Source organism: Streptomyces sp. NBC_00306 (assembly GCF_036169555.1).
Taxonomy (GTDB): domain Bacteria; phylum Actinomycetota; class Actinomycetes; order Streptomycetales; family Streptomycetaceae; genus Streptomyces; species Streptomyces achmelvichensis.
Genome location: NZ_CP108032.1, coordinates 1,290,532 through 1,315,600 on the forward strand (window position 1 = coordinate 1,290,532; position 25,069 = coordinate 1,315,600).

Genomic DNA, 25,069 nt, shown 5'->3' on the forward strand with positions numbered 1-25,069 from the left:
CGGGCCTCGGGCCGTGCGGGAGATACGGGGGCTACAGACCCGCGGCGGTACGCAGCGCGTCCACGCGGTCCGTGCGCTCCCAGGTGAAGTCCGCGAGCTCGCGGCCGAAGTGTCCGTACGCGGCCGTCTGCGCGTAGATCGGGCGCAGCAGGTCCAGGTCGCGGATGATCGCGGCCGGACGGAGGTCGAAGACCTCCCCGATGGACTGCTCGATCTTCTCGACGTCGACCGTCGCGGTGCCGAAGGTCTCGACGAAGAGACCGACGGGCTCGGCCTTGCCGATCGCGTACGCGACCTGGACCTCGCAGCGGGCGGCGAGGCCGGCGGCCACGACGTTCTTCGCGACCCAGCGCATGGCGTAGGCGGCCGAGCGGTCGACCTTGGACGGGTCCTTGCCGGAGAAGGCGCCGCCGCCGTGACGGGCCATGCCGCCGTAGGTGTCGATGATGATCTTGCGGCCGGTGAGGCCGGCGTCGCCCATCGGGCCGCCGATCTCGAAGCGGCCGGTCGGGTTGACCAGCAGGCGGTAGCCGTCGGTGTCCAGCTTGATGCCGTCCTCGACGAGCTGCTTCAGCACGTGCTCGACGACGAACTCACGGATGTCGGGAGCGAGCAGCGAGTCCAGGTCGATGTCCGACGCGTGCTGCGAGGAGACGACGACGGTGTCCAGACGGACCGCCTTGTCGCCGTCGTACTCGATGGTGACCTGGGTCTTTCCGTCGGGGCGCAGGTACGGGATCGTCCCGTTCTTGCGGACCTCGGACAGACGGCGGGAGAGCCGGTGCGCCAGGTGGATCGGCAGCGGCATCAGCTCGGGCGTCTCGTCGCAGGCGTAGCCGAACATCAGGCCCTGGTCGCCGGCGCCCTGCTTGTCGAGCTCGTCCCCCTCCTCACCCTTGGCGGCACCCTCGACCCGCTTCTCGTACGCCGTGTCGACACCCTGCGCGATGTCCGGCGACTGCGCGCCGATGGAGACCGAGACTCCGCAGGACGCGCCGTCGAAGCCCTTCTTCGAGGAGTCGTAACCGATCTCGAGGATCTTGTTGCGCACGAGCGTGGGGATGTCGGCGTAGGCCTTGGTGGTCACCTCGCCGGCGACGTGCACGAGGCCGGTGGTGATCAGGGTCTCCACGGCGACGCGGGACGTCGGGTCCTCGCGCAGCAGTGCGTCGAGGATGGTGTCGCTGATCTGGTCAGCGATCTTGTCGGGGTGACCCTCGGTCACGGACTCCGAGGTGAAGAGACGGCGGGACACATCGCTCCCTGGGGTTGCAGCGGCTGCTGGCTGATCATTGGCGGACCGGCAGGGGGCTGCGCCCCGCGACGTTCCATGGGCAGTTTATCCGTCGACCTCCTCCGGCAGTCCACCTGTCTCGCTCCGTGGGAGTCCGATGGGACCACTCTCACCTGCGGCGGAGGGGTGACAGCAGGGCAGGAGGGCCGGATTTCACCGCCGGTACGCCGGGTTTGGCCGATTTTCGCCCAGCTGTCGATCCGCCATCAAGAATTCATCCGAGCCTGGGGGCCACCAGGTCCCAGACGATGTCCGCGAGGGCCTCCTTGGGCCCGTACGGCACGGGTGTCTCGCCGCCGTCCGCGGTGAGGACCACCGCTTCGTTCTCCTCCGAGCCGAAGGTCTTGCGCTCGCCGACCTCGTTGACCACGAGCAGGTCGCAGCCCTTGCGGCGGAGCTTGTCGCGGCCGTTGGCGAGGACGTCGTCGGTCTCGGCGGCGAAGCCCACGATCACCTGATCGGCTCGGGCCCGTTCGTGGCTGATCTCGGCGAGGATGTCGGGGTTGCGGACCAGAGCGATGGGCGCGGGCTCCTGCCCGTCCTTCTTCTTGATCTTGCCGGAGGCGTAGGCGGCGGGCCGGAAATCGGCCACCGCGGCGGCCATCACCACCGCGTCGGCGTCCGCGGCGGCCTTGATCACGGCCTCCCGCAGCTGCACGGCCGTGCCGACGTGGACGACATCGCACCCCGCGGGATCGGTCATCCCGGTATTGGCCTCGATGAGCGTGACCCGGGCACCGCGGGCCGCGGCCGTCCGGGCGAGGGCGTACCCCTGCTTGCCGGAGGAGCGATTGCCCAGGTACCGGACCGGGTCGAGCGGCTCGCGCGTGCCGCCGGCGCTGACGACGACATGGCGGCCGGCCAGATCCGGCTCGGCCGCGCCGCGGGCGAGCACCCGGCGGCACACCTCGAAGATCTCGCCCGGGTCGGGCAGCCGGCCCTTGCCGGTGTCGACCCCGGTCAGCCGTCCCACCGCGGGCTCGACGACCACGGCGCCACGGCGCCGGAGCGTCGCCACGTTCTCCTGGGTCGCGGGGTGCTCCCACATCTCCGTGTGCATCGCGGGGGCGAAGACCACGGGACAGCGGGCGGTGAGGAGGGTGTTGGTGAGGAGGTCGTCGGCGATCCCGTGCGCGGCCTTGGCCAGCATGTCGGCGGTGGCGGGCGCCACCACGACGAGGTCGGCACCCTGGCCGATGCGGACGTGCGGGACCTCGTGGACGTCGGACCAGACCTCGGTCGAGACGGGGTGACCGGAGAGCGCCGACCAGGTCGCCGCGCCGACGAAGTGCAGGGCGGACGCGGTCGGCACCACCCGTACGTCGTGGCCCGACTCGGTCAGCCTCCGCAGCAGCTCGCACGCCTTGTACGCGGCGATGCCACCGCTGACCCCCAGAACGACCTTCGGCTTGTCCACTGCGTCTCCCCGCATTCGGCTCGCTTCCCTCCCATGACACACCACAGGCCCGGCGGATGTTCCGCCGGGCCTGGGATGAAAGTACCGCTACGACTTACTGGGCCGGACCCTCAATGGCCTCGGAGGTCAGCAGACCCGCGTTGATCTCGCGCAGGGCGATCGAGAGCGGCTTCTCGTGGACGTGGGTGTCAACGAGCGGACCGACGTACTCGAGCAGGCCTTCGCCGAGCTGCGAGTAGTACGCGTTGATCTGACGCGCGCGCTTGGCCGCGTAGATCACGAGGCTGTACTTCGAGTCCGTGGCCTCGAGCAGCTCGTCGATCGGCGGGTTGATGATGCCCTCGGGCGTGGAAATGGAAGAGGACACGCTCTACCTTCCGACAGATGGGAAAAAGCGAAAACGGTGCTGGGACCCGGAACTCACTGCCCGGAATCCGAAGAAGACACCGCCATCAAGGCTAGCAGCTCGCGCGACACGTCCTCGACGGAGGTGTTGACCAGTGTGGTGTCGAACTCCGACTCGGCGGCCAGCTCGACCTTCGCGACCGTCAGCCGGCGCTCGATCACCTCGGTCGACTCGGTACCGCGGCCGGTGAGACGGCGGACCAGCTCGTCCCAGCTGGGCGGGGCGAGGAAGACCAGCTGGGAGTCCGTCATGGACTCCTTCACCTGCCTCGCGCCCTGGAGGTCGATCTCCAGCAGGACGGGCTCGCCCGCCTCCAGGCGGTCGTGCACGGCACGGCGCGGCGTGCCGTAGCGGTTGCCCGCGAACTCGGCCCATTCGAGCAGCTCACCGTTGGCGATCAGCTTGTCGAATTCCTCGTCGGAGACGAAGAAATACTGAACGCCGTGACGCTCGCCGGGACGCGGCTTTCTGGTGGTCGCCGACACCGAGAGCCAGACCTCGGGGTGGACCTTGCGCATATGCGCGACGACCGTGCTCTTACCGACCCCGGAGGGGCCGGAGAGCACGGTCAGCCGCGGACGTACCTCTGCTGCCATGCAGCGATTATCCAGGTTCCCGGGGGTGCCCGGAAACGTCAGGCGGCACCGCCGCCGAACTCGCGCTCGAGAGAGGCGATCTGGTTGGAGCCGAGACCGCGCACTCGGCGGCTCTCGGAGATGCCGAGCCGCTCCATGATCTGCTTGGCGCGGACCTTGCCGACGCCGGGCAGGGACTCGAGCAGGGCGGAGACCTTCATCTTGCCGATGACGTCGTTCTCCTGGCCCTGCTTGATGACCTCGTGGAGCGAGGCGCCGGAGTGCTTGAGTCGATTTTTGACCTCGGCCCGCTCCCGGCGAGCCGCGGCGGCCTTTTCGAGCGCGGCTGCGCGCTGTTCAGGGGTAAGGGGCGGAAGAGCCACGCCTACGTCACCTCGGATGTCGAACTGTCGGATACGGACCGGTGAGGAACCTAGTCGCCCCACACCAGGCGAGCAACGAGCAACGCACTGCACGTTCGCTCTTCGACGGAGACTAGCGGCCATCACCGCTCCAGTCAGCGAGAACAGCGGAAAAGTCCTGGTCAGCATCGATCGACCAGGACTTTTCGGGCATATCGCCCCTGATTTCGGCCAAAGATCTGTCAACAAGCCCCGGACGGGAGTGGTGATGAGGTCGCAGGTCGACGCGCCGGAGCGGTTCTAAACCCCCGAAACGGCCGAACGGACCTCGTCCGCGAAGCGTTCGGCCGACGCGCGCAGCGCCGCCGGGTCGGGTCCGTGCCGCAGTACGCCCCGGCTCACATTGGGCACCACATTGCGCACCGCGGCGCCGAAGACCTTCGGCAGATCGGCGGCCGTCGCGCCCTGGGCGCCGATTCCGGGGGCCAGCAGCGGACCGTTGACGGCGAGGTCGAACGACGACAGATCACCGAGCGTCGCGCCGACGACCGCTCCGAACGATCCCATCGGGGTCTGTCCGGCGTTCTCGGCGGCCAGGTGGGCGAGCATCGTCGCGCCGATGCTGCGGCCGTCCTCGCGTACCGCGCGCTGGACCTCCGCGCCCTCCGGGTTGGAGGTGAGGGCGAGGACGAACAGTCCGGTCCCGCTCTCCCGGGCGAGATCGACAGCCGGCTTCAGCGAGCCGTAGCCGAGATACGGGGACACCGTCAGCGCGTCGGAGAACAGGGGCGCGCCCTTGCGCAGGAAGGTCTCGGCGTACGCGGCCATGGTGGAGCCGATGTCGCCGCGCTTGGCATCCATCACGACCAGCGCGCCGGCCGCGCGCAGATCCACCACCGCGCGCTCCAGAACGGCGATGCCCCGGGAGCCGAAGCGCTCGAAGAAGGCACTCTGCGGCTTGAAGACGGCGACCTGCTCGCCCAGCGCCTCGACGACCGTCCGGGTGAAGCGCTCCAGGCCCGCGATGTCGTCGCCGAGCCCCCACTCGCTCAGCAGCGAGGCGTGCGGGTCGATCCCGACGCACAGCGGCCCGCGCTCGTCCATCGCAGTCCGCAGCCGGGTGCCGAAGGGTTCCAGAGGGCTCATGCGTTCGCCTTTCGGGTGTCGGCGCCGACGGCCTCGGCGAGGGTGGCGTAGGGGCTGGTGGCCAGGCGGGCGGCCAGGCCCTTGTGGATCGCGCGGCTCCACAGGGGGCCCTCGTAGATGAAGGCGCTGTAGCCCTGGACGAGCGTGGCACCGGCGAGGATGCGCTGCCAGGCGTCCTCGGCGTTCTCGATGCCGCCGACTCCCACCAGCGTGATCCGGTCGCCGACGCGCGCGTACAGCCGTCGCAGCACCTCCAGCGAGCGCGCCTTGACCGGGGCGCCGGACAGTCCGCCGGTCTCCTTGACCAGGGCCGGGTCGGAGGTGAGCCCGAGGCCCTCGCGGGCGATGGTGGTGTTGGTGGCGATGATGCCGTCGAGGCCGAGTTCCACGGCGAGGTCGGCGACGGCGTCGACGTCCTCGTCCGCCAGATCCGGAGCGATCTTGACGAGCAGCGGGACGCGGCGGTCGGTGACGGTGCGGTCGGCCGCCTCGCGTACGGCGGTGAGCAGCGGGCGCAGCGCCTCGGTGGCCTGGAGATTGCGCAGGCCGGGGGTGTTCGGCGAGGAGACGTTCACGACGAGGTAGTCGGCGTGGCGGGCCAGGCGCTCGGTGGAGGTCACGTAGTCGCCGACCGCCTCCTCCTCGGGGACTGCCTTGGTCTTGCCGATGTTGACGCCCACGGTGGTCCGGAAGACGGCCTTCCGCGTCGCGAGACGTTCGGCGACGGCGGCCGAGCCCTCGTTGTTGAACCCCATCCGGTTGATCAGGGCGCGGTCCGGTACGAGCCGGAAGAGGCGCTGCTTGGGGTTGCCCGGCTGGGCCTGGGCCGTGACCGTGCCGATCTCGATGTGGTCGAAGCCGAGCATCGACATGCCGTCGATGGCGACGGCGTTCTTGTCGAACCCCGCCGCGAGTCCGAACGGCCCGTGCATACGCAGTCCGAGCGCCTCGGTGCGCAGCTCCTTGTGACGGGGCGCGAGCACGGCGGCGACGAAGGTGCGCAGAACGGGGACGCGGGCTGCCAGCCGGATCCAGCGGAACGCCAGATGGTGCGCCTGCTCCGGGTCCATCCGCCGGAAGACGAGACGGAAGAAGAACGTGTACATGGTGGTGTCCTCAAGGGCCTCATGAAGAGGGGGACACCGTGTGGTGTCCCCCTCGTGGGTGGCTAGTCGCGGGCCGCGATCAGATGTTCGGCGTGTTCCTGGAGGGAACGGACGCCCACGTCACCGCGGTTGAGCGCGTCGATGCCCTGGACGGCGGCGGCGAGCGCCTGGACCGTCGTCAGACACGGCACGCTGCGCGCCACCGCTGCCGTCCGGATGTCGTAGCCGTCGAGACGGCCGCCCGTGCCGTAGGGCGTGTTGACGATGAGGTCGACCTGGCCGTCGTGGATCAGCTGGACGATGGTCTTCTCGCCGTCCGGCCCTTCGCCCTCGGAGTGCTTGCGCACGATCGTGGCGTTGATGCCGTTGCGCTTGAGCACCTCGGCCGTGCCGGAGGTGGCGAGCAGCTCGAAGCCGTGGGCGACGAGCTCACGGGCCGGGAAGATCATCGAGCGCTTGTCGCGGTTGGCGACGGAGATGAACGCGCGGCCCTTGGTGGGCAGCGGACCGTACGCACCGGCCTGCGACTTGGCGTACGCCGTGCCGAAGACGGTGTCGATGCCCATGACCTCGCCGGTGGAGCGCATCTCCGGGCCGAGGACGGTGTCGACGCCGCGGCCGTGAATGTCGCGGAAGCGCGACCACGGCATCACGGCCTCCTTGACGGAGATCGGCGCGTCCATGGGGAGCGTGCCACCGTCGCCGCGGGCCGGGAGCAGGCCCTCGCCGCGCAGTTCGGCGATGGTCGCGCCCAGCGAGATACGCGCGGCGGCCTTCGCCAGCGGTACGGCGGTCGCCTTCGAGGTGAAGGGGACGGTGCGGGAGGCGCGCGGGTTGGCCTCCAGGACGTACAGGATGTCGCCGGCCAGTGCGAACTGGATGTTGATCAGTCCGCGTACGCCGACGCCCCGGGCGATCGCCTCGGTGGAGGCGCGCAGCCGCTTGATGTCGAAGCCGCCGAGCGTGATCGGGGGCAGCGCGCACGCCGAGTCGCCGGAGTGGATGCCGGCCTCCTCGATGTGCTCCATGACGCCGCCCAGGTAGAGCTCGGTGCCGTCGTAGAGGGCGTCGACGTCGATCTCGATGGCGTCGTCGAGGAAGCGGTCGACCAGGACCGGCCGGGTGGGGCTGATCTCGGTGGACTCGGCGATGTACGTCTCGAGGCGGCTCTCCTCGTACACGATCTCCATGCCGCGGCCGCCGAGCACATAGGACGGGCGCACCAGGACCGGGTAGCCGATCTCGTCGGCGATGGCCTTGGCCTCGGCGAAGGTGGTCGCGGTGCCGTGCTTGGGCGCCGGGAGTCCGGCCTCCTTCAGTACGCGGCCGAAGGCGCCGCGGTCCTCGGCGGCGTGGATCGCCTCCGGGGAGGTGCCGACGACCGGCACGCCGTTGTCCTTGAGCGCCTGTGCCAGACCCAGCGGGGTCTGGCCGCCGAGCTGGACGACGACGCCGGCGATGGGGCCGGCGAGCGTCTCGGCGTGCACGATCTCCAGGACGTCCTCCAGGGTGAGCGGCTCGAAGTAGAGCCGGTCGGAGGTGTCGTAGTCGGTGGAGACGGTCTCGGGGTTGCAGTTGACCATCACGGTCTCGTAGCCGGCCTCGCTGAGCGCGAAGGAGGCGTGGACGCAGGAGTAGTCGAACTCGATGCCCTGGCCGATGCGGTTCGGACCGGAGCCGAGGATGATCACGGCGGGCTTCTCGCGCGGAGCGACCTCGCTCTCCTCGTCGTACGAGGAGTAGAAGTACGGGGTCCTTGCGGCGAACTCGGCGGCGCAGGTGTCGACGGTCTTGTAGACCGGCCGGACGCCCAGCGCGTGCCGGACCTCGCGGACGACGTCCTCGCGCAGTCCGCGGATCTCCGCGATCTGGGCGTCGGAGAAGCCGTGCCGCTTGGCCTCGGCGAGCAGCTCGGGGCCGAGCTTCTCGGCGGCGGCCAGCTCGTCCGCGTGCTCCTTGATCAGGAACAGCTGGTCGACGAACCACGGGTCGATCTTCGTCGCCTCGAAGACCTCCTCGGGGGTGGCGCCCGCGCGGATGGCCTGCATGACGGTGTTGATGCGGCCGTCGGTCGGGGTGACGGCGACGCGCAGCAGCTCGTCCTTGTCACCGGGCTCGCCGGTGAAGGCGAACTGCGAGCCCTTCTTCTCCAGGGACCGCAGGGCCTTCTGCAGCGCCTCGGTGAAGTTCCGGCCGATCGCCATGGCCTCGCCCACCGACTTCATGGTGGTGGTCAGGGTGGCGTCGGCGGAGGGGAACTTCTCGAAGGCGAAGCGGGGCACCTTGACGACGACGTAGTCGAGCGTGGGCTCGAAGGACGCCGGGGTCTTCTCGGTGATGTCGTTCGGGATCTCGTCGAGGGTGTAGCCGACGGCGAGCCGGGCCGCGATCTTGGCGATCGGGAAGCCGGTCGCCTTGGATGCCAGCGCCGAGGAGCGGGAGACGCGGGGGTTCATCTCGATGACGATGATCCGGCCGTCTTCGGGGTTGACGGCGAACTGGATGTTGCAGCCGCCGGTGTCGACGCCGACCTCGCGGATGATCGCGATGCCGATGTCGCGCAGCCGCTGGTACTCGCGGTCGGTGAGGGTCATCGCGGGGGCGACGGTGATCGAGTCGCCGGTGTGCACACCCATGGGGTCGAAGTTCTCGATGGAGCACACGACCACGACGTTGTCGTTCTTGTCGCGCATCAGCTCCAGCTCGTACTCCTTCCAGCCGAGGATGGACTCCTCCAGGAGCACCTCGGTGGTCGGCGAGAGCGTCAGGCCCTGGCCGGCGATACGGCGCAGTTCGCCCTCGTCATGGGCGAAGCCGGAGCCGGCGCCGCCCATGGTGAAGGAGGGGCGGACGACGACGGGGTAGCCGCCCAGCGTGTCGACGCCCTTGATCACGTCGTCCATGGAGTGGCAGATGACGGAGCGGGCGGACTCGCCGTGGCCGATCTTCCCCCGGACGGCCTCGACGACCTCCTTGAAGAGGTCGCGGTCCTCACCCTTGTTGATCGCCTCGACGTTGGCGCCGATGAGCTCGACGCCGTACTTCTCGAGCACACCCTGCTCGTGCATGGAGATCGCGGTGTTGAGCGCGGTCTGACCGCCGAGGGTGGGCAGCAGCGCGTCGGGCCGCTCCTTGGCGATGATCTTCTCGACGAACTCGGGGGTGATGGGCTCGACGTAGGTGGCGTCGGCGATCTCCGGGTCGGTCATGATCGTCGCCGGGTTGGAGTTCACCAGGATGACGCGCAGACCCTCGGACTTGAGGACGCGGCAGGCCTGGGTGCCGGAGTAGTCGAACTCGGCGGCCTGACCGATGACGATCGGGCCGGAGCCGATGACCAGAACGGACTGGATGTCGGAGCGCTTAGGCACGCTGGCCCTCCATCAGGGATACGAAGCGGTCGAAGAGGTACGCGGCGTCGTGCGGGCCCGCGGCCGCCTCGGGGTGGTACTGGACGCTGAAGGCCGGCCGGTCGAGCAGCCGCAGGCCCTCCACCACGTTGTCGTTGAGACAGACGTGGGAGACCTCTGCGCGCCCGTAGGGCGTCTCGGAGACCTGGTCGAGCGGGGCGTCGACGGCGAAGCCGTGGTTGTGCGCGGTGACCTCGACCTTGCCCGTGGAGCGGTCCTGGACGGGCTGGTTGATGCCGCGGTGGCCGTACTTCAGCTTGTAGGTTCCGAAGCCGAGCGAACGGCCGAGGAGCTGGTTGCCGAAGCAGATGCCGAACAGCGGGGTGCTGCGCTCGAGGACCGCCTTGACGACGGTCAGGTCGGCGGTGGCGGGGTCGCCGGGGCCGTTGGACAGGAACACGCCGTCGGGTCGGACCGCGTACACCTCGTCGACCGTGGCGGTGGCGGGCAGCACGTGCACCTCGATGCCGCGCTCGGCCATCCGGTGCGGGGTCATGCCCTTGATGCCGAGGTCGAGGGCGACCACGGTGAAGCGCTTGGTGCCGATGGCGGGGACGACGTAGGCGTCGGTGGTGGCCACCTGGGCGGACAGGTCGGCGCCCGACATCTCGGGGGCCTGCCGGACGCGGGTGAGCAGCGTCCCGTCGTCGGCCAGGCCCTCCCCGGAGAAGATGCCGACGCGCATCGCGCCGCGCTCGCGCAGATGCCGGGTGAGGGCGCGGGTGTCGATGTCGCTGATGCCGACGACGCCCTGGGCGACGAGCTCGTCGTCGAGGGTGCGCCGCGAGCGCCAGTTGGAGCGGACCCGGGCGGGGTCGCGTACGACGTATCCGGCGACCCAGATCTTGCGGGACTCGTCGTCCTCGTCGTTGACGCCGGTGTTGCCGACGTGCGGGGCGGTCATCACGACGACCTGGCGGTGGTACGAGGGGTCGGTCAGCGTCTCCTGGTAACCGGTCATGCCGGTGTTGAACACCGCCTCGCCGAAGGTCTCCCCCACGGCCCCGTAGGCGCGGCCGCGGAAGATGCGGCCGTCCTCCAGGACGAGTACGGCGGGAACCTTCGCGGTTCCCCGGGTGGAGGTCGTCATCGTGCGGTGCCTTCCGTCGTGATGTGCGTGTTCATGGAGTTGACGGCCTCGACCCAGGCGGTGTGCTCGGCCGCGTGGTCCGAGCGGAAGCCCGAGTCGATGAGCGTCTCGCCGTGCTGCCAGGTGACGATCAGCAGCCCGCCCTCGGCGAGCACCTTGCCGGCGATCCCCTTGTCGAGCCGTGCCTCGCGCAGCTGTGCCGCGGGGACGAAGAAGTCGGCGGCCCCGGGGCGTACGACATCCAGTCCCGCGTCGGTCAGGGTGAGCTCCACGCGGCTGCGGGTGCCCAGACCGTGCGCCACGATGCGGTCGAGCCACTGACCGGCCGTGGTCGAGCCGTGGTAGCGGCCCGTCATGGTCAGCTTGGCCTCTCCGGGCGCGTCCGGCGCGGTGGGGAGCTCCGGCAGACCGGACTGCAGGCTGCCCCGCCACTTCCAGCCCTGGCGCATCAGCCAGTAGACGAAGGCGATGAAGAGCAGCAGCCCGACGACCCAGCCCGCGCGGGCCGCCCAGTCGGTGACCTCCGCGGACTGCTTCGCGGCGGCGATGTGGAGATGAGTTGTCACGCGAGCTTCCCGTCGACGACCGTGGCGCGGCCCCGCAGGAAGGTGTGGGTGACGCGTCCCGGCAGCTCACGGCCCTCGTACGGGGTGTTGCGGCTGCGGGACGCGAAGCCCGCGGGGTCCACCGCTCCACGGTATGCCGGATCGACGAGCGTGAGGTTCGCGGGCTCACCAGCCGAGACGGGGCGTCCGTGGCCCTTGAGGCGGCCGATCTTCGCGGGCCGGAAGGACATCCGGTCGGCGACACCCGCCCAGTCGGTCAGACCGGTCTCGATCATCGTCTCCTGGACGACGGAGAGCGCGGTCTCCAGGCCGACCATGCCCATGGCCGCCGCGCCCCACTCGCAGTCCTTGTCCTCGTGCGGGTGCGGGGCGTGGTCGGTGGCGACGCAGTCGATGGTGCCGTCGGCGAGCGCCTCGCGCAGGGCCATCACATCGGCCTCGGTGCGCAGCGGCGGGTTGACCTTGTAGACGGGGTTGTAGGTGCGCACCAGGTCGTCGGTGAGCAGCAGGTGGTGGGGGGTGACCTCGGCGGTGACGTCCCAGCCCTTGGACTTGGCCCAGCGGACGATCTCCACGGAGCCTGCGGTGGAGAGGTGGCAGATGTGCACCCGGGAGCCGACGTGGGCGGCGAGGAGGACATCGCGGGCGATGATCGACTCCTCGGCGACGGCGGGCCAGCCGCCGAGTCCGAGCTCGGCGGAGACGACGCCCTCGTTCATCTGGGCGCCCTCGGTCAGGCGGGGCTCCTGCGCGTGCTGGGCGACGACGCCGTCGAAGGCCTTCACGTACTCCAGCGCGCGGCGCATGATCACCGCGTCGTCGACGCACTTGCCGTCGTCGGAGAAGACCTTCACCCCGGCGGCGGAGTCGTGCATCGCGCCGAGTTCGGCGAGCTGCTTGCCCTCCAGCCCCACGGTGACGGCGCCGACCGGCTGGACGTCGCAGTAGCCGGACTCCTTGCCGAGCCGCCAGACCTGCTCGACGACGCCGGCGGTGTCGGCGACCGGGAAGGTGTTGGCCATGGCGTGGACGGCGGTGAAGCCGCCGACGGCGGCGGCCTTGGTGCCGGTCAGGACGGTCTCGGAGTCCTCGCGGCCGGGCTCGCGCAGATGGGTGTGCAGATCGACGAGGCCCGGCAGCAGGATCCTGCCCTCGGCCTCGATCACGGTCGCGCCCTCGGCGCTCAGGCCGGCGCCGACGGCCGCGATGGTCTCGCCGTCGATCAGGACGTCCTGCGGCTCGCCGCCCAGCACCTTCGCGCCACGGATAAGGGTCTTGCTCATGGTTACTTGCTCTCCTCGGTACGGGAGTGGGCGGGGCTGACGGCGGGCTCGTTGCCGCCCAGCAGCAGGTACAGGACGGCCATCCGGATCGAGACGCCGTTGGCGACCTGCTCGACGGCGGTGCAGCGGTCGGAGTCGGCGACCTCGGCGGTGATCTCCATGCCGCGGTTCATCGGGCCGGGGTGCATGACGATGGCGTGCTCCGGCATCCGCGCCATGCGGTCGCCGTCCAGGCCGTAGCGGCGCGAGTACTCGCGCTCGGTGGGGAAGAACGCGGCGTTCATCCGCTCGCGCTGGACCCGCAGCATCATCACGGCGTCGGACTTGGGCAGCACCTCGTCGAGGCTGTACGACACCTGGCACGGCCAGTTCTCGACGCCGATCGGGACGAGGGTCGGCGGGGCGACCAGGGTCACCTCGGCGCCCAGGGTGTTCAGGAGCAGGACGTTGGAGCGGGCGACGCGGCTGTGCAGCACATCGCCGACGACGGTGATCCGGCGCCCTTCCAGGTCGCGGCCGAGGCCGGCGTCCCGCCCGACCAGGCGGCGGCGCATGGTGAAGGCGTCCAGGAGGGCCTGGGTGGGGTGCTCGTGGGTGCCGTCGCCCGCGTTGACGACGGCTCCGTCGATCCAGCCGGAGTTCGCCAGCCGGTAGGGGGCACCGGAGGCGTGGTGGCGGATGACGACGGCGTCCGCGCCCATCGCCTCCAGGGTCAGCGCGGTGTCCTTGAGCGATTCGCCCTTGGAGACCGACGACCCCTTGGCGGAGAAGTTGATGACGTCGGCGGAGAGCCGCTTGGCGGCGGCCTCGAAGGAGATCCGGGTGCGGGTCGAGTCCTCGAAGAAGAGGTTGACGACGGTGCGTCCGCGCAGGGTGGGCAGCTTCTTGATCGGCCGGTCCGCGACCCGGGCCATCTCCTCGGCGGTGTCGAGGATCAGGACGGCGTCGTCACGGGTGAGGTCGGCGGCCGAGATGAGGTGACGCTTCATCTGGGTGTGCTCCGGTGTGTGGCGGTCGGTGTGCCGGGCCGGCGGGGGGTGACCCGGGCGGGGCACGGTGGACTTGCGGGCGTGCAGAGGCGTCCGTACGGCACGTGGCCGTACGGAGGAAGCGCGCTACTGCTCGCCGGCCGGGGCGGCCTCGCGGACACCGAGGAGCACGGTGTCGCGACCGTCCTCCTCGGCGAGCAGGACCTTGACCGTCTCCCGCAACGACGTGGGGAGGTTCTTGCCGACGTAGTCGGCGCGGATGGGCAGCTCGCGATGGCCGCGGTCGACCAGGACCGCCAGCTGCACGGCGCGCGGGCGGCCGATGTCGCCGAGCGCGTCGAGGGCGGCGCGGATGGTGCGGCCGGAGAAGAGCACGTCGTCGACGAGGACGACGAGGCGGCCGTCCACACCGTCGCCGGGGATGTCGGTGCGGGCCAGCGTGCGGGCGGGCCGCATCCGCAGGTCGTCGCGGTACATGGTGATGTCGAGCGAGCCGACCGGCATTGTGCGGCCGGTGATCTCCTCGAGCTTGTCGGCGAGCCGGCGGGCGAGGAACACACCGCGGGTCGGAATGCCGAGAAGAACCACGTCGTCGGCGCCCTTGGCGCGTTCGACGATCTCGTGGGCGATGCGGGTCAGAACCCGCGCGATGTCGGGCGCCTCGAGTACGGGGCGTGCCACATCGGAGCTGCTGGCGTCCATAAGAAACGGACCTCCTTCTCCGCCTCACGGGACGGACGTTAAAGGACGTCGGATTTGCGCCACCCACGGTACCAGGGCCTTGCGGGGCGGCCGGTCGCGCCCCTGTCGACAACCGGTCCGGCCCCATTCGGCTTGACGCATCCAAGTAACGCTGCGTAACCTCACAGTGAGTTACCAGACTTCGTCCGGGGAGCTATATGTCCAGCGAATACGCAAAGCAGCTCGGGGCCAAGCTCCGCGCCATCCGCACGCAGCAGGGGCTGTCCCTCCACGGCGTGGAGGAGAAGTCCCAGGGCCGCTGGAAGGCCGTCGTGGTCGGGTCCTACGAGCGCGGCGACCGCGCCGTGACCGTGCAGCGCCTCGCCGAGCTGGCCGATTTCTACGGGGTTCCGGTCCAGGAGCTGCTGCCCGGCACCACGCCCGGCGGAGCCGCCGAGCCGCCGCCGAAGCTCGTGCTGGACCTGGAGCGCCTGGCCCATGTCCCGCAGGAGAAGGCGGGCCCGCTGCAGCGTTACGCAGCGACGATCCAGTCCCAGCGCGGCGACTACAACGGCAAGGTGCTGTCGATCCGCCAGGACGACCTGCGCACGCTGGCGGTCATCTACGACCAGTCGCCGTCGGTCCTGACCGAGCAGCTGATCAGCTGGGGCGTCCTGGACGCCGATGCACGCCGTGCCGTGACTCACGAAGAGGGCTGATCCCACTTCAGGAGAAACGTCACATCGGAGGGCGAACCCGTCGTATGCGGGTTCGCCCTCCGACGTTTTCCTCCCGGTCCCGCGCCGGGTCCCCGTCCGCCTCCCGGTCCGGCATCTCGCTCCGGATCCGCGGGGCTGACAGCACGTCGGATCCGGCTCGGTTCCCGGATCCTCGGCGGCCCGGCCGGCTCCCGAGCTTTGGCCAACGCTTGGGCGGCGGCAGGCTGCTGTCGCCCCGTCAGGACGTACGTTCCGTCGCCGCCGTATGCGTGCGGACGCCGGGCGCCCGGAGACCGGACATGCACCGGGCCCGGGACCGAAGACCTTTCGTCTTCCGTCCCGGGCCCGGTGGAACCGTCCCGCCGCTAAGAGCGCCGCAGGCTCGGCTTGAGGTCCTTGAAGCGGCCCAGCAGGCCGTTCACGAACGCAGGGGACTCATCGGTGGAGAACTCCTTGGCGAGCTGCACCGCCTCGTCGATCACCACCGCGTCCGGGGTCTCGTCCACCCACACCAGCTCGTACGCGCCGAGCCGCAGGATGTTCCGGTCGACGACCGGCATCCGGTCGATCGTCCAGCCGACCGCGTACGTGGCGATGAGGTCGTCGATCCGGTCCGCGTACTCCGCGTACCCCTCGACCAGCTCCATGGTGTACTCACCGACGGGCGGCTGCCGGTCGTCGGACCGTGCGTGCCGGACCCAGTCCGCGAGGACCGTCTGCACGGACGCCCCGCGCTGGTCGGCCTCGAAGAGGATCTGGAAGGCGCGCTTACGGGCCTTGTTGCGAGCAGCCACGGTTAGCTGTTCACCCGGCCGAGGTAGTCGCCGGAACGGGTGTCGACCTTGATCTTCTCACCGGTGGTGATGAAGAGCGGGACCTGGATGGTGAAGCCCGTCTCCAGGGTGGCGGGCTTGGTGCCGCCGGTGGAGCGGTCGCCCTGGACGCCCGGCTCGGTCTCCTGGATGACCAGCTCGACGGCGGCGGGCAGCTCGACGTAGAGCACCTCGCCCTCGTGCTGGGCGACGCTGGCCGTGAAGCCCTCGATCAGGTAGTTGGCGGAATCGCCGACGGCCTTGCGGTCGACCATGAGCTGGTCATAGGTCTGCATGTCCATGAACACGAAGTACTCGCCGTCCATGTACGAGAACTGCATGTCGCGGCGGTCGACGGTGGCCGTCTCGACCTTCACGCCGGCGTTGAAGGTCTTGTCGACGACCTTGCCGGAGAGCACGTTCTTGAGCTTGGTGCGCACGAAGGCAGGGCCCTTGCCGGGCTTGACGTGCTGGAACTCGACGACGGACCAGAGCTGGCCTCCGTCGAGCTTGAGCACCATGCCGTTCTTGAGGTCGTTCGTGGAAGCCACGGTTGCGGAATCTCCTGGACTGACGCTGGTGGACGACCGAGGAAACGCGCTGCCGCGAGGCTAGAGCGCGAGCAGTTCCTTGGTCGTGATGGTGAGTAGCTCGGGTCCGCCGTCCGCCTCCTGGCGCACGACGAGCGTGTCATCGATCCGGACACCTCCCCGGCCGGGGACGTGGACCCCCGGTTCGACGGTGACCGGCACACAAGCGTCCAGTTTACCCATGGCGGCAGGGCCCAGCCGCGGGTCCTCCTCGATTTCGAGCCCCACGCCGTGCCCGGTGAGCTGTGCGAGGCCCTCTCCGTGGCCCGCGGCATCGAGGATCTGCCGGGCCGCGTGGTCGACCTCGCGGTACGCGGCACCGGGCAGGAGGGACTCCCGAGCGGCCCGCTGAGCGGCGAAGACGATGTCGTACAGCTCGATCTGCCAGTCCGCGGGCGAGGTGCCGATCACGAAGGTGCGGCCGATCTCGCAGCGGTACCCGCGGTAATTGGCACCGACGCAGACGGAGAGGAAATCACCCTCCTCGACCCTGCGGTCGGTGGGGCGGTGACCGCCACGGCCCGAGTTGGGTCCGGTCGCGACGGACGTGGCGAACGCGGGGCCGTCGGCGCCGTGGTCCACGAGCCGGCGCTCCAGTTCGAGGGCGAGATGCCGCTCGGTGCGCCCCACCAGGATCGACTCCAGCAATTCCCCCAGCGCCTGGTCGGTGATCTCCGCCGCGATGCGCAGACAGGCGATCTCCTCCTCGTCCTTGACGATGCGCAGGTGCTCGACGGCGAGGCCCAGGTCGGCGATGCGCAGCCGCGGCGCCACCGAGCGCAGCGCGCGATGGCGGACGACGGTCAGGTGGTGCTCCTCGACGGCGAGGGATTCGACGCCCTCCGTCCGGGCCAGCTCGGCGGCGGCGACCGCGGGGTCGCCCGCGGAGGTGGGCAGGACGGTCAGCCGCAGCCGTTCGTCCGGGCGGCCGTCGGCGGGGTCGCCGGTGAGCGTACGGGGGCAGAGCAGGATGTCCTCGGCCCCGCCCAGCAGCAGAACGGCCCCGGGAGGCGCTCCGCCCGCGAGATAGCGGACGTTCGCGGGACGGGAGACCAGGGCCCCGTCGCTGCCGGTGGCCGCGCACCGGTCGCGCAGCCGGCTGCGGCGGACGCCATACACCTCTGACATGTTCCGAGCCTACGAGCGCGGGCGCGAGGCGGCCCGGTCAGCGCGTCCGACCGGGGGCGTGGCACGGCGGGGGCGGCTACCAGGCCGGCGGGCTCGCGATGGAGCGGGCGAGGACCTCGTCGAGGACCCGGGCGGTGGTCTCGACGTCGTACTTGGAGTTGTCGATGATCGGCAGGCCCGAGCCGTACCAGCCGGCCATCCGGCCGTGGATGCTCGCCACCTCCTCGTCGGAGAGCCTGCGGTTCCCGCTGCGCTCGGCGTTGCGCTCCAGCACGACCTCGAGGCCGGGGAGCAGCACGACGGGCAGCAGGCCGGGGCCGACGTGCCGCTTCCAGCCGCCGAGTCCCACGACCGGGCGGTCGGGGAAGACCGCGTCGTCGAGGATGCAGGAGATGCCGTTGGCCAGGAAATTGCGGGCGGCGAAGCCACAGGTGCGGCGGGCGAGGCGGTACTGGGCCTCGGAGCTGTCGTTCCAACCGGACTGGGGGTCGGCGAAGCCCGTGCAGACCCATTCGCGGACGTCGTCGAGGCTGATGTGGGCCGTGGGGACGCGCCGGCTGGTCGCCCAGTGACGGGCCACGGTCGTCTTGCCGGCGCCGGCGGGGCCGATCAGCAGGACGGCGAGGGTGGCCGTGCCGGTGCCGCCGTCGTTCTGCGGGGGCGCGGGTATGGGAACCGGCCCGCCGGGCGGCAGCGGGACGTGCCCGGTGGTGTCGCGGGACGGTAGTGCCGCGGAGGGGTGCTGGGGCCTCGGTCCCGTCCAGCCCTGCGGGGGCTGCCCGGTGTGCGGGGGCGGCGGTCCCGGATGTGCGGGCTGCTGCGGCCGGGGAGCGTGTCCCGCGGGCGGCGGGCCCGCGGGCGGACCCTGCGGCGGTGCGGCCGGGTGTCCGGGGGGAGGGCCCGGCGGCGGCCCGGGGTGCTGGGCGCTGTGTGTCCATCCGGCCGGCCCGTGCCCCGGCCGGTGGGGCGGCAGCGGACCCCCCACTGCGTGCTGCATCCGGTGCCACTCCGTCTCGTGCGACTGTCGCTGGTCAGGCGGCAGCTCGGCCGCCGTTGCTACCGAACCGTACCCCGCGGCGGCGCCGGAATACGTCCTCGAAGTCCCGGCCGCCACTGGGTGAACGGCCGGGATCGGCCCGAAGTGCCCTGTTCAGCCCGCGATTTCCTCCGCCAGCGCGCGCAGGGCGAGCCGGTAGGAGCCGATGCCGAAGCCGGCGACCGTACCGCTGGCGACGGCGGCCACCACCGAAGTGTGCCGAAATGCCTCGCGTGCGTAGGGGTTGGAGATGTGCACCTCGATCAGCGGGGCGGTGCGCTGCGCCGCGGCGTCCCGCATGCCGTACGAGTAGTGGGTGAAGGCACCGGGGTTGAGAACGACCGGAATCGAACCGTCCGCCGCTTCGTGCAGCCAGCGGATCATCTCGCCCTCGTCGTTCGTCTCGCGTACGTCGACGTCGAAGCCGAGTTCCTTGCCGAGCGTCCGGCAGGCCTCCACCAGTCCGGCGTAGGAGGTGGCGCCGTAGACGTCGGGCTCGCGGGAGCCGAGGCGCCCGAGGTTGGGCCCGTTGAGCACCAGCACCCGGCGGGTCACGCGGACACCTCGCCGTACGCGGCGAGCAGCACCGCCGGGTCCGGTCCCTCCAGCACGGTCGGCTTGGCGAGGGAGTCGAGGACGATGAAGCGCAGCAGGTTGCCGCGGGACTTCTTGTCGACCTTCATGGTCTCCAGGAGCTTCGGCCACTGGTCGCCACGGTAGGTCAGCGGCAGCCCCACGGACTCGAGGACCGCACGGTGACGGTCGGCGGTCGCGTCGTCGAGCCGCCCGGCCAGCCGGCCCAGTTCGGCGGCGAAGACCATGCCGACCGAGACCGCCGCGCCGTGGCGCCACTTGTAGCGCTCGTTCTTCTCGATGGCGTGGGCGAGGGTGTGGCCGTAGTTCAGGATCTCGCGGAGACCCGACTCCTTGAGATCGTTGGACACGACCTCGGCCTTGACCCGGATGGACCGTTCGATCAGCTCGGCGGCATGCTGACCGGCGGGCGAGCGCGCGCCCTCCGGGTCGGCCTCGATGAGCTCCAGGATCACCGGGTCGGCGATGAAACCGGCCTTGATGATCTCCGCCAGACCGCTGACGTAGTCGTTGACCGGCAGGGAGTCGAGGGCGGCCAGGTCGCACAGGACGCCGGCCGGCGGGTGGAAGGCGCCGACCAGGTTCTTTCCCTCGGCGGTGTTGATACCGGTCTTGCCGCCGACCGCCGCGTCGACCATGCCGAGCACCGTGGTCGGCAGGGCGATCCAGCGCACCCCGCGCAGCCAGGTCGCCGCGACGAAGCCCGCGAGGTCGGTGGTGGCGCCGCCGCCGACACCGATGACGACGTCGCTGCGGGTGAAGCCGGTCTGCCCGAGGGCCTTCCAGCAGTACGCGGCGACCTCGACGGTCTTGGACTCCTCGGCGTTCGGCAGCTGGATCGCGATGGCCTCGTAGCCCTGGGAGGCCAGGTCCTCACGGATCGCCTCGCCCGTCCCGGCGAGCGCCTCGGGGTGCAGGACGGCCACCCGCTGCGCCCGCCCGATCAGCGCGGGGAGCTCACCGAGCAGCTGACGGCCCACCAGGACCTCGTACGGGTCGGAGCCTTCCGTACCGCCGACCTGGATACGGGTCACGGACTGATCGGTCATACGTCCTTCAGCTCCAAAGCGTCGAGGACCGCCTCGGCGACCTCTTCGGGCGTGCGTTCGTCGGTGGCCACGACGACACGGGCCACCTCGGTGTACAGATGACGGCGGGCGTCCATCAGCTCGCGCCACTGCTTGCGGGGGTTGACGGCGAGGAGCGGCCGGGCCTGGTTCAGCCCCACGCGCCGGACCGCCTCCTCCACCTCCATCGAGAGGTAGACGACGGGCAGGCCGGCGAGCAGTTCGCGGGTCGCGTCGTCGAGGACGGCGCCGCCGCCGAGGGAGAGCACACCCGTGTGGGCGGCGACCGCGTCCCGTACGGCCGCGCGCTCCAGCTCACGGAAGTAGGGCTCGCCCTCGTCGACGAAGAGGTCCGAGATCTCCCGTCCCTCGGACGCGACGATGTCGGCGTCGGTGTCCCGGTAGGCCACGCCCAGCTGTTCGGCGAGCAGCGCGCCGACGGTGGACTTGCCGGAGCCCATCGGCCCGACCAGGACGATCAGCGGGGCGCTCACCGGATGTGCAGGTTGTCGAGGTACGAGCGCACGTTGCGGCGGGTCTCGCTCACGCTGTCGCCGCCGAACTTCTCGGCCACCGCGTCGGCGAGCACCAGCGCCACCATCGCCTCGGCGACGATGCCGGCCGCGGGCACGGCGCAGACGTCGGAGCGCTGGTGGTGGGCGGCCGCGACCTCGCCGGTGGCGACATCGACGGTCGCCAGCGCACGCGGGACGGTCGCGATCGGCTTCATGGCCGCGCGCACCCGCAGCAGCTCACCGGTGGACATACCGCCCTCGGTACCGCCGGAGCGGCCCGTCGAGCGACGGAGCCCGTCCGCGGTGGGCACGATCTCGTCGTGGGCCTTCGAACCCGGCACCCGGGCCAGTTCGAAGCCGTCGCCGACCTCGACGCCCTTGATGGCCTGGATGCCCATGAGCGCGGCAGCGAGCCGTGCGTCGAGGCGCCGGTCCCAGTGGACGTGGGAGCCGAGGCCGACCGGGACGTCGTAGGCGAGCACCTCGACGACTCCGCCGAGGGTGTCGCCGTCCTTGTGGGCCTGGTCGATCTCCGCGACCATCGCCTTCGACGCGTCCGCGTCCAGGCAGCGGACCGGGTCGGCGTCCAGCTTCTCGACATCGGCCGGGGTCGGGACCACGCCGTACGGAGCCCTGGCCGCGGCCAGCTCCACCACGTGGGAGACGATCTCGATGCCGGCCGTCTCCTTGAGGTAGGAGCGGGCGACGGCGCCGAGCGCGACGCGGGCGGCGGTCTCCCGGGCGCTGGCGCGCTCCAGGATCGGACGGGCCTCGTCCAGGGCGTACTTCTGCATGCCCGCCAGGTCGGCGTGGCCCGGGCGGGGACGCGTCAGCGGCGCGTTACGGGCGAGCGCGGCCAGCTCGTCGGGGTCGACGGGATCGGCCGCCATGACCTTCTCCCACTTCGGCCACTCGGTGTTGCCCACCATGACCGCGACCGGCGAGCCCATCGTCAGCCCGTGGCGCACACCGCCGAGGAAGGTCACCTCGTCGCGCTCGAACTTCATCCGCGCACCGCGTCCGTAGCCGAGACGCCGACGGGCAAGGTGGTCCGCCACCATGTCCGTGGTGATCGGCACACCGGCGGGAAGACCCTCCAGCGTCGCCACCAGTGCGGGTCCGTGCGACTCCCCCGCCGTCAGCCAACGCAACCTGCTCAACGGTGCTCCTCCTGCTCGCGCCTGGGCCTGCGACGGCGCGGCCCGGGACACGTCCCAGCGACAACTGGGGCAGCGCGGCCCTGGCCCGCCTACCCCCGATCCTCCCATGTCCGGACGTGGGACCCGGCCGCCGGTCCAGCAGTCGGACGCCGCGTATCAGCGTGTGTCAGCGTCCTCGCCCCGGCCAGGCGCGCCGACCACCGGAAAGAACGGCCGCACGGCCGCGTGGGGCCGGCCTCGATCCGGACGGCATCTCCAGCGGGCTTCGAGCCCGCCGGCTTCCGGGTCCTGTCCGGGCGGTCTTCGAGGATCAGCCCGCGGCGTCGGATGCGGTGCATCGCACGGCCGTGGGGGAACCCCCGCCAGAAGCTGGGGAGAGCGTCCTCGTACCGGGCGCACTCGGGCGGCGACTCCGACGACACAGCGTGGGGGCACCTCCCGTGCCCGAAGGGCTACGGGGGAGTGCCGTAGCCGTCGTCGCAGGCCCGCCAAGATCGCCCGGACACGGCTCAGCGGGCTGCCAGCGCCCGCTCGCCCGCGGCCCGCATCACGGCCAGGGGCGCCGGTGCGCGGCCCGTCATCTGCTCGACCTGGAGGACCGCCTGGTGCACCAGGAGGTCGAGGCCGCCGACGACCGCTCCGCCGCGCGCCGACCATCCGGCGGCCAGGGCGGTCGGCCACGGCTCGTAGAGCACGTCGAAGAGGGTGCCGGGCCGGTCGGGCACCTCCGCCACGAGGTCGTCGGTGGCACCGGCCGGGGTGGTGGCGACGACGAGCGGCGCCTGGAGCGCCGTGTCGGCCTCCGCCCAGTCGGCGATCCGGACGTCCACCCCGAGCCGCTCGCCCCAGCCGCGCATCTCGGCCGCCCGGCCCGCGCTGCGTACGTACGCGGTGACGGGTCCGGTGCAGATGCGCGAGAGGGCGGCCAGGGCCGAGGAGGCCGTCGCACCGGCGCCGAGCACGGCCGCGGAATCGACCTTGTCGACGCCCCGCTCGCGCAGGGCGGCGATCATGCCGGGAATGTCGGTGTTGTCGCCGAGCCGCCGGCCGTCCTCGGTGAGCACGACCGTGTTGACGGCCTCCACGGACGCGGCGGTGTCGCTCATGCCGTCCAGCAGGGGGATGACCGCCCGCTTCAGCGGCATGGTCAGCGACAGACCGGCCCAGGAGCTGTCGAGCCCCTTCACGAAGCCCGGCAGCGCGTCCTCGTCCACCTCGAACCGGTCGTAGATCCAGTGGGCGAGGCCCAGCGCCGCGTACGCGGCGCGGTGGAGCACCGGGGAGAGCGAGTGGGCGATGGGCGATCCGAGGACCGCCGCACGCCGTGCCTCAGTCGTTGCGGGCATCGAACTTTTCCTTGAGCTTCAGGAACTCGTCGTGGGTCTTGGCGAATTCCGTCTTGTCCTTGCCGTCGGTCGCGACGAAGTACATCCAGCCGTCCTTCGTCGGATTCAGCGCCGCCGCGATCGCCGCGTTGCCGGGGTTGCTGATCGGCCCCGGTGTGAGCCCCTTGTTGGTGTACGTGTTGTAGGGGTCCGGGTTGGTGTTGATCTCCTGCTCGGAGATGTCGATGTTGCTCTCGCCCTTGAGGTAGTTGAAGGCCGAGTCGAACTGCAACTCCTGGTTGGTCTCCGTGTTGGTCGGCTTGAGGCGGTTGTAGACGACCTCGGACATCTTGCGGAAGTCGTCGTCCGTCTTGCCCTCGACCTGCACCAGGCTGGCCAGCGTCAGCAGCTCCCACGGACCTGCGAGCCCGAGGCTCTTCGCCTTGTCCTCCAGACCGGCCTTCTCGTACTCCGCGTTGGCGCGGGCCACCATCTTGCGGAGCACGGCCTCGGGCTTGTTGCCCTTGGCCGCCGAGTAGCTGGCCGGGAAGAGGAATCCTTCCAGCGGGTCCTTGACCTTGGGGCGGTTGAGCGCCCACGCGGGCAGCCCGAGGTTCTTCGCCTCTTTCTTGGCGACCGTCTTGGTGGTGCCCGCCGGCAGATCCAGCCGCTTGTCGATCTCGGCGTAGACCAGGACGTTGCGCCGGCCCTCGGCGATGATCAGGTTGTTGCGGCTGCCCGGGCTGAGCATCAGTTCGACGACGCTGGCCGCCGACATCTCCTTCTTCAGGACGTAGTTGCCGTCCTGGATGGTCTTGCCCTGGGGGTTCTTCTCCTGCGCGGACACGAACGCGTCCACGCTCTTGATGACACCGCTGTCCTTGAGGATCCGGCCGATCTCGTACCCGCCGGCGCCCTTGGGGATCTCCACCTCGACGGAGCCGGTGCCCTCGCCCTCGAAGTCCGCCGCGGCACCGAACTGGCCCTGCCAGAACTGGTAGCCGAAGTAGCCGACGCCGCCGAGTCCACCCACGAGGACGAGCGAGACGACCAGACATGCACAACCGTTACGGCTCTTCTTCTTGGTCTTCCCACGGCGCTCGTTGCCGCTGCCGCGCCGCGTCTCGCGCGGGTCGTCGTCGTACTCCCCGTCGTCGTCACGGCCGTCGTCGCCGGTGAAGAAGGGGTGGGTCTCCTCCCCCTCCTTCGCCGCCTCCGCCTCCCACTCGGTGGGCGCGGGCTCCGGCTCGGCCTGCCGCCGGCCCGGGGGCTGCGGCGGCGGGTAGGCCTCGGGGGTCGCGTAGTAGTCCGCCTCCTGTCGGCTGTTGTAGCCCGGGGGCGGGCCGCCGTAGGTGTCGGCGGGGTCGCCCGGGTAGGGCATGGCCGCGTGCTGACCCGTGTCCCAGCCCCCGTTGTGCTGCTGCGGGTGCTGGTTCTGCTGCTGATGCTGCGGGTGCTGGTTCTGCTGGGCGTACTGCTGCTGCGCGTAGGCCTGCTGGTCGTACCCCGGCTGCTGGTACTGCTGCTGGGCGTACTGCTGCTGGTACGGGTCCTGGGGTCCGTAGTGCTGCTGCGGCTGCTGCTGCGCGTACTGCTGATGCGGCTGCTGGCCGTAGGCGGCCTGGCCGGTCGCGGCCTGCTGCCCTTCCCATCCCGCGTCGCCGTACAAAGGGTCATCGGGATGCCACGGTTCGGAGCCGGGGCCCCGGCCATAATCAGTCATCGATCCCCTAGGGCCGCGAGGCAGGCTTTTACGCGTCCCGCCTCTTTGCTGAGCGGCAGCTGTTCGAACACCGCC

24 protein-coding genes are annotated in these 25,069 nt (G+C 70.7%); 1 reads left to right on the forward strand and 23 read right to left on the reverse strand.

All coding sequences use genetic code 11. From position 1 onward, the window contains the following. Positions 1 to 31 precede the first annotated feature (31 nt). The 13 genes from metK to pyrR all read right to left on the reverse strand — a co-directional run bounded on the left by metK (position 32) and on the right by pyrR (position 14,346). Positions 32 to 1,255 carry a methionine adenosyltransferase gene (gene metK, locus OHA05_RS05700; RefSeq protein ID WP_328859991.1) on the reverse strand — a complete coding sequence of 408 codons (1,224 nt, stop codon included), beginning with the start codon at positions 1,253 to 1,255 and terminating at the stop codon, positions 32 to 34. A 253-nt stretch (positions 1,256 to 1,508) separates the two neighbouring features. Further along, positions 1,509 to 2,726 (reverse strand): bifunctional phosphopantothenoylcysteine decarboxylase/phosphopantothenate--cysteine ligase CoaBC, encoded by a 1,218-nt coding sequence (gene coaBC, locus OHA05_RS05705; RefSeq protein WP_328859992.1) that lies wholly within the window; start codon positions 2,724 to 2,726, stop codon positions 1,509 to 1,511. Between the two features lie 79 nt (positions 2,727 to 2,805). Then, a complete protein-coding gene (gene rpoZ / locus OHA05_RS05710; protein WP_028814064.1) occupies positions 2,806 to 3,078 on the reverse strand; it encodes a DNA-directed RNA polymerase subunit omega in 273 nt (90 codons plus the stop codon). Between the two features lie 53 nt (positions 3,079 to 3,131). Next, positions 3,132 to 3,713, reverse strand: a complete 582-nt coding sequence (gmk, locus tag OHA05_RS05715) for a guanylate kinase (RefSeq protein WP_313947485.1) — start codon at positions 3,711 to 3,713, stop codon at positions 3,132 to 3,134. A gap of 38 nt (positions 3,714 to 3,751) precedes the next feature. Next, entirely contained in the window at positions 3,752 to 4,075 is a 324-nt protein-coding gene (locus OHA05_RS05720) for an integration host factor (protein WP_005319887.1), read from the reverse strand. Between the two features lie 279 nt (positions 4,076 to 4,354). After that, on the reverse strand, positions 4,355 to 5,200 hold the full coding sequence (pyrF, locus tag OHA05_RS05725) for an orotidine-5'-phosphate decarboxylase (RefSeq protein WP_328859993.1): 846 nt from the start codon (positions 5,198 to 5,200) through the stop codon (positions 4,355 to 4,357). Continuing rightward, entirely contained in the window at positions 5,197 to 6,306 is a 1,110-nt protein-coding gene (locus OHA05_RS05730) for a quinone-dependent dihydroorotate dehydrogenase (protein WP_328859994.1), read from the reverse strand. Before OHA05_RS05730 ends, pyrF begins: the two co-directional genes overlap by 4 nt. A 62-nt stretch (positions 6,307 to 6,368) precedes the next feature. Next, on the reverse strand, positions 6,369 to 9,677 hold the full coding sequence (carB, locus tag OHA05_RS05735) for a carbamoyl-phosphate synthase large subunit (RefSeq protein ID WP_328859995.1): 3,309 nt from the start codon (positions 9,675 to 9,677) through the stop codon (positions 6,369 to 6,371). Next, entirely contained in the window at positions 9,670 to 10,806 is a 1,137-nt protein-coding gene (gene carA, locus OHA05_RS05740; RefSeq protein ID WP_313947481.1) for a glutamine-hydrolyzing carbamoyl-phosphate synthase small subunit, read from the reverse strand. The genes carB and carA overlap by 8 nt, the downstream gene beginning before the upstream one ends. After that, on the reverse strand, positions 10,803 to 11,372 hold the full coding sequence (locus OHA05_RS05745; RefSeq protein WP_313947480.1) for a PH-like domain-containing protein: 570 nt from the start codon (positions 11,370 to 11,372) through the stop codon (positions 10,803 to 10,805). Before OHA05_RS05745 ends, carA begins: the two co-directional genes overlap by 4 nt. Then, a complete protein-coding gene (locus tag OHA05_RS05750; RefSeq protein ID WP_328859996.1) occupies positions 11,369 to 12,655 on the reverse strand; it encodes a dihydroorotase in 1,287 nt (428 codons plus the stop codon). Before OHA05_RS05750 ends, OHA05_RS05745 begins: the two co-directional genes overlap by 4 nt. Positions 12,656 to 12,657: 2 nt before the next feature. Next, complete coding sequence (locus OHA05_RS05755; protein WP_313947478.1) at positions 12,658 to 13,644, reverse strand: aspartate carbamoyltransferase catalytic subunit; 987 nt, start codon at positions 13,642 to 13,644, stop codon at positions 12,658 to 12,660. Between the two features lie 126 nt (positions 13,645 to 13,770). After that, positions 13,771 to 14,346 (reverse strand): bifunctional pyr operon transcriptional regulator/uracil phosphoribosyltransferase PyrR, encoded by a 576-nt coding sequence (gene pyrR, locus OHA05_RS05760; RefSeq protein ID WP_313947477.1) that lies wholly within the window; start codon positions 14,344 to 14,346, stop codon positions 13,771 to 13,773. Positions 14,347 to 14,543: 197 nt separating this feature from the next. On the opposite strand from pyrR, the gene bldD reads away from it, so the two are divergent. Further along, positions 14,544 to 15,044: a transcriptional regulator BldD gene (gene bldD, locus OHA05_RS05765; RefSeq protein ID WP_266489365.1), complete on the forward strand. Its 501-nt coding sequence runs from the start codon at positions 14,544 to 14,546 to the stop codon at positions 15,042 to 15,044. A gap of 365 nt (positions 15,045 to 15,409) precedes the next feature. Here the strand turns inward: bldD and nusB are convergent, their stop codons facing one another. From nusB to mltG, 10 genes are all read right to left on the reverse strand, one after another. Next, positions 15,410 to 15,838 (reverse strand): transcription antitermination factor NusB, encoded by a 429-nt coding sequence (gene nusB, locus OHA05_RS05770; protein ID WP_313947476.1) that lies wholly within the window; start codon positions 15,836 to 15,838, stop codon positions 15,410 to 15,412. A 2-nt stretch (positions 15,839 to 15,840) separates the two neighbouring features. Beyond that, entirely contained in the window at positions 15,841 to 16,407 is a 567-nt protein-coding gene (efp, locus tag OHA05_RS05775; RefSeq protein ID WP_313947475.1) for an elongation factor P, read from the reverse strand. 60 nt (positions 16,408 to 16,467) lie between these two features. Then, positions 16,468 to 17,574, reverse strand: a complete 1,107-nt coding sequence (locus OHA05_RS05780) for an aminopeptidase P family protein (protein WP_313947474.1) — start codon at positions 17,572 to 17,574, stop codon at positions 16,468 to 16,470. 76 nt (positions 17,575 to 17,650) lie between these two features. Next, the gene (locus OHA05_RS05785) at positions 17,651 to 18,571 is read right to left on the reverse strand and encodes a Pro-rich N-terminal domain-containing protein (protein ID WP_328859997.1); all 921 of its coding nucleotides are present in this window, start codon (positions 18,569 to 18,571) and stop codon (positions 17,651 to 17,653) included. Between the two features lie 153 nt (positions 18,572 to 18,724). Beyond that, on the reverse strand, positions 18,725 to 19,165 hold the full coding sequence (locus tag OHA05_RS05790) for a type II 3-dehydroquinate dehydratase (protein WP_313947472.1): 441 nt from the start codon (positions 19,163 to 19,165) through the stop codon (positions 18,725 to 18,727). Then, the gene (gene aroB, locus OHA05_RS05795; RefSeq protein ID WP_313947471.1) at positions 19,162 to 20,253 is read right to left on the reverse strand and encodes a 3-dehydroquinate synthase; all 1,092 of its coding nucleotides are present in this window, start codon (positions 20,251 to 20,253) and stop codon (positions 19,162 to 19,164) included. Before aroB ends, OHA05_RS05790 begins: the two co-directional genes overlap by 4 nt. After that, positions 20,250 to 20,765 carry a shikimate kinase gene (locus OHA05_RS05800; RefSeq protein WP_391845215.1) on the reverse strand — a complete coding sequence of 172 codons (516 nt, stop codon included), beginning with the start codon at positions 20,763 to 20,765 and terminating at the stop codon, positions 20,250 to 20,252. The genes aroB and OHA05_RS05800 overlap by 4 nt, the downstream gene beginning before the upstream one ends. Continuing rightward, entirely contained in the window at positions 20,762 to 21,946 is a 1,185-nt protein-coding gene (aroC, locus tag OHA05_RS05805) for a chorismate synthase (RefSeq protein ID WP_313947470.1), read from the reverse strand. The genes OHA05_RS05800 and aroC overlap by 4 nt, the downstream gene beginning before the upstream one ends. Before the next feature lie 509 nt (positions 21,947 to 22,455). After that, on the reverse strand, positions 22,456 to 23,292 hold the full coding sequence (locus OHA05_RS05810; protein WP_328859998.1) for a shikimate dehydrogenase: 837 nt from the start codon (positions 23,290 to 23,292) through the stop codon (positions 22,456 to 22,458). Further along, complete coding sequence (mltG, locus tag OHA05_RS05815; RefSeq protein ID WP_328859999.1) at positions 23,276 to 24,994, reverse strand: endolytic transglycosylase MltG; 1,719 nt, start codon at positions 24,992 to 24,994, stop codon at positions 23,276 to 23,278. The genes OHA05_RS05810 and mltG overlap by 17 nt, the downstream gene beginning before the upstream one ends. Positions 24,995 to 25,069: the final 75 nt, after the last annotated feature.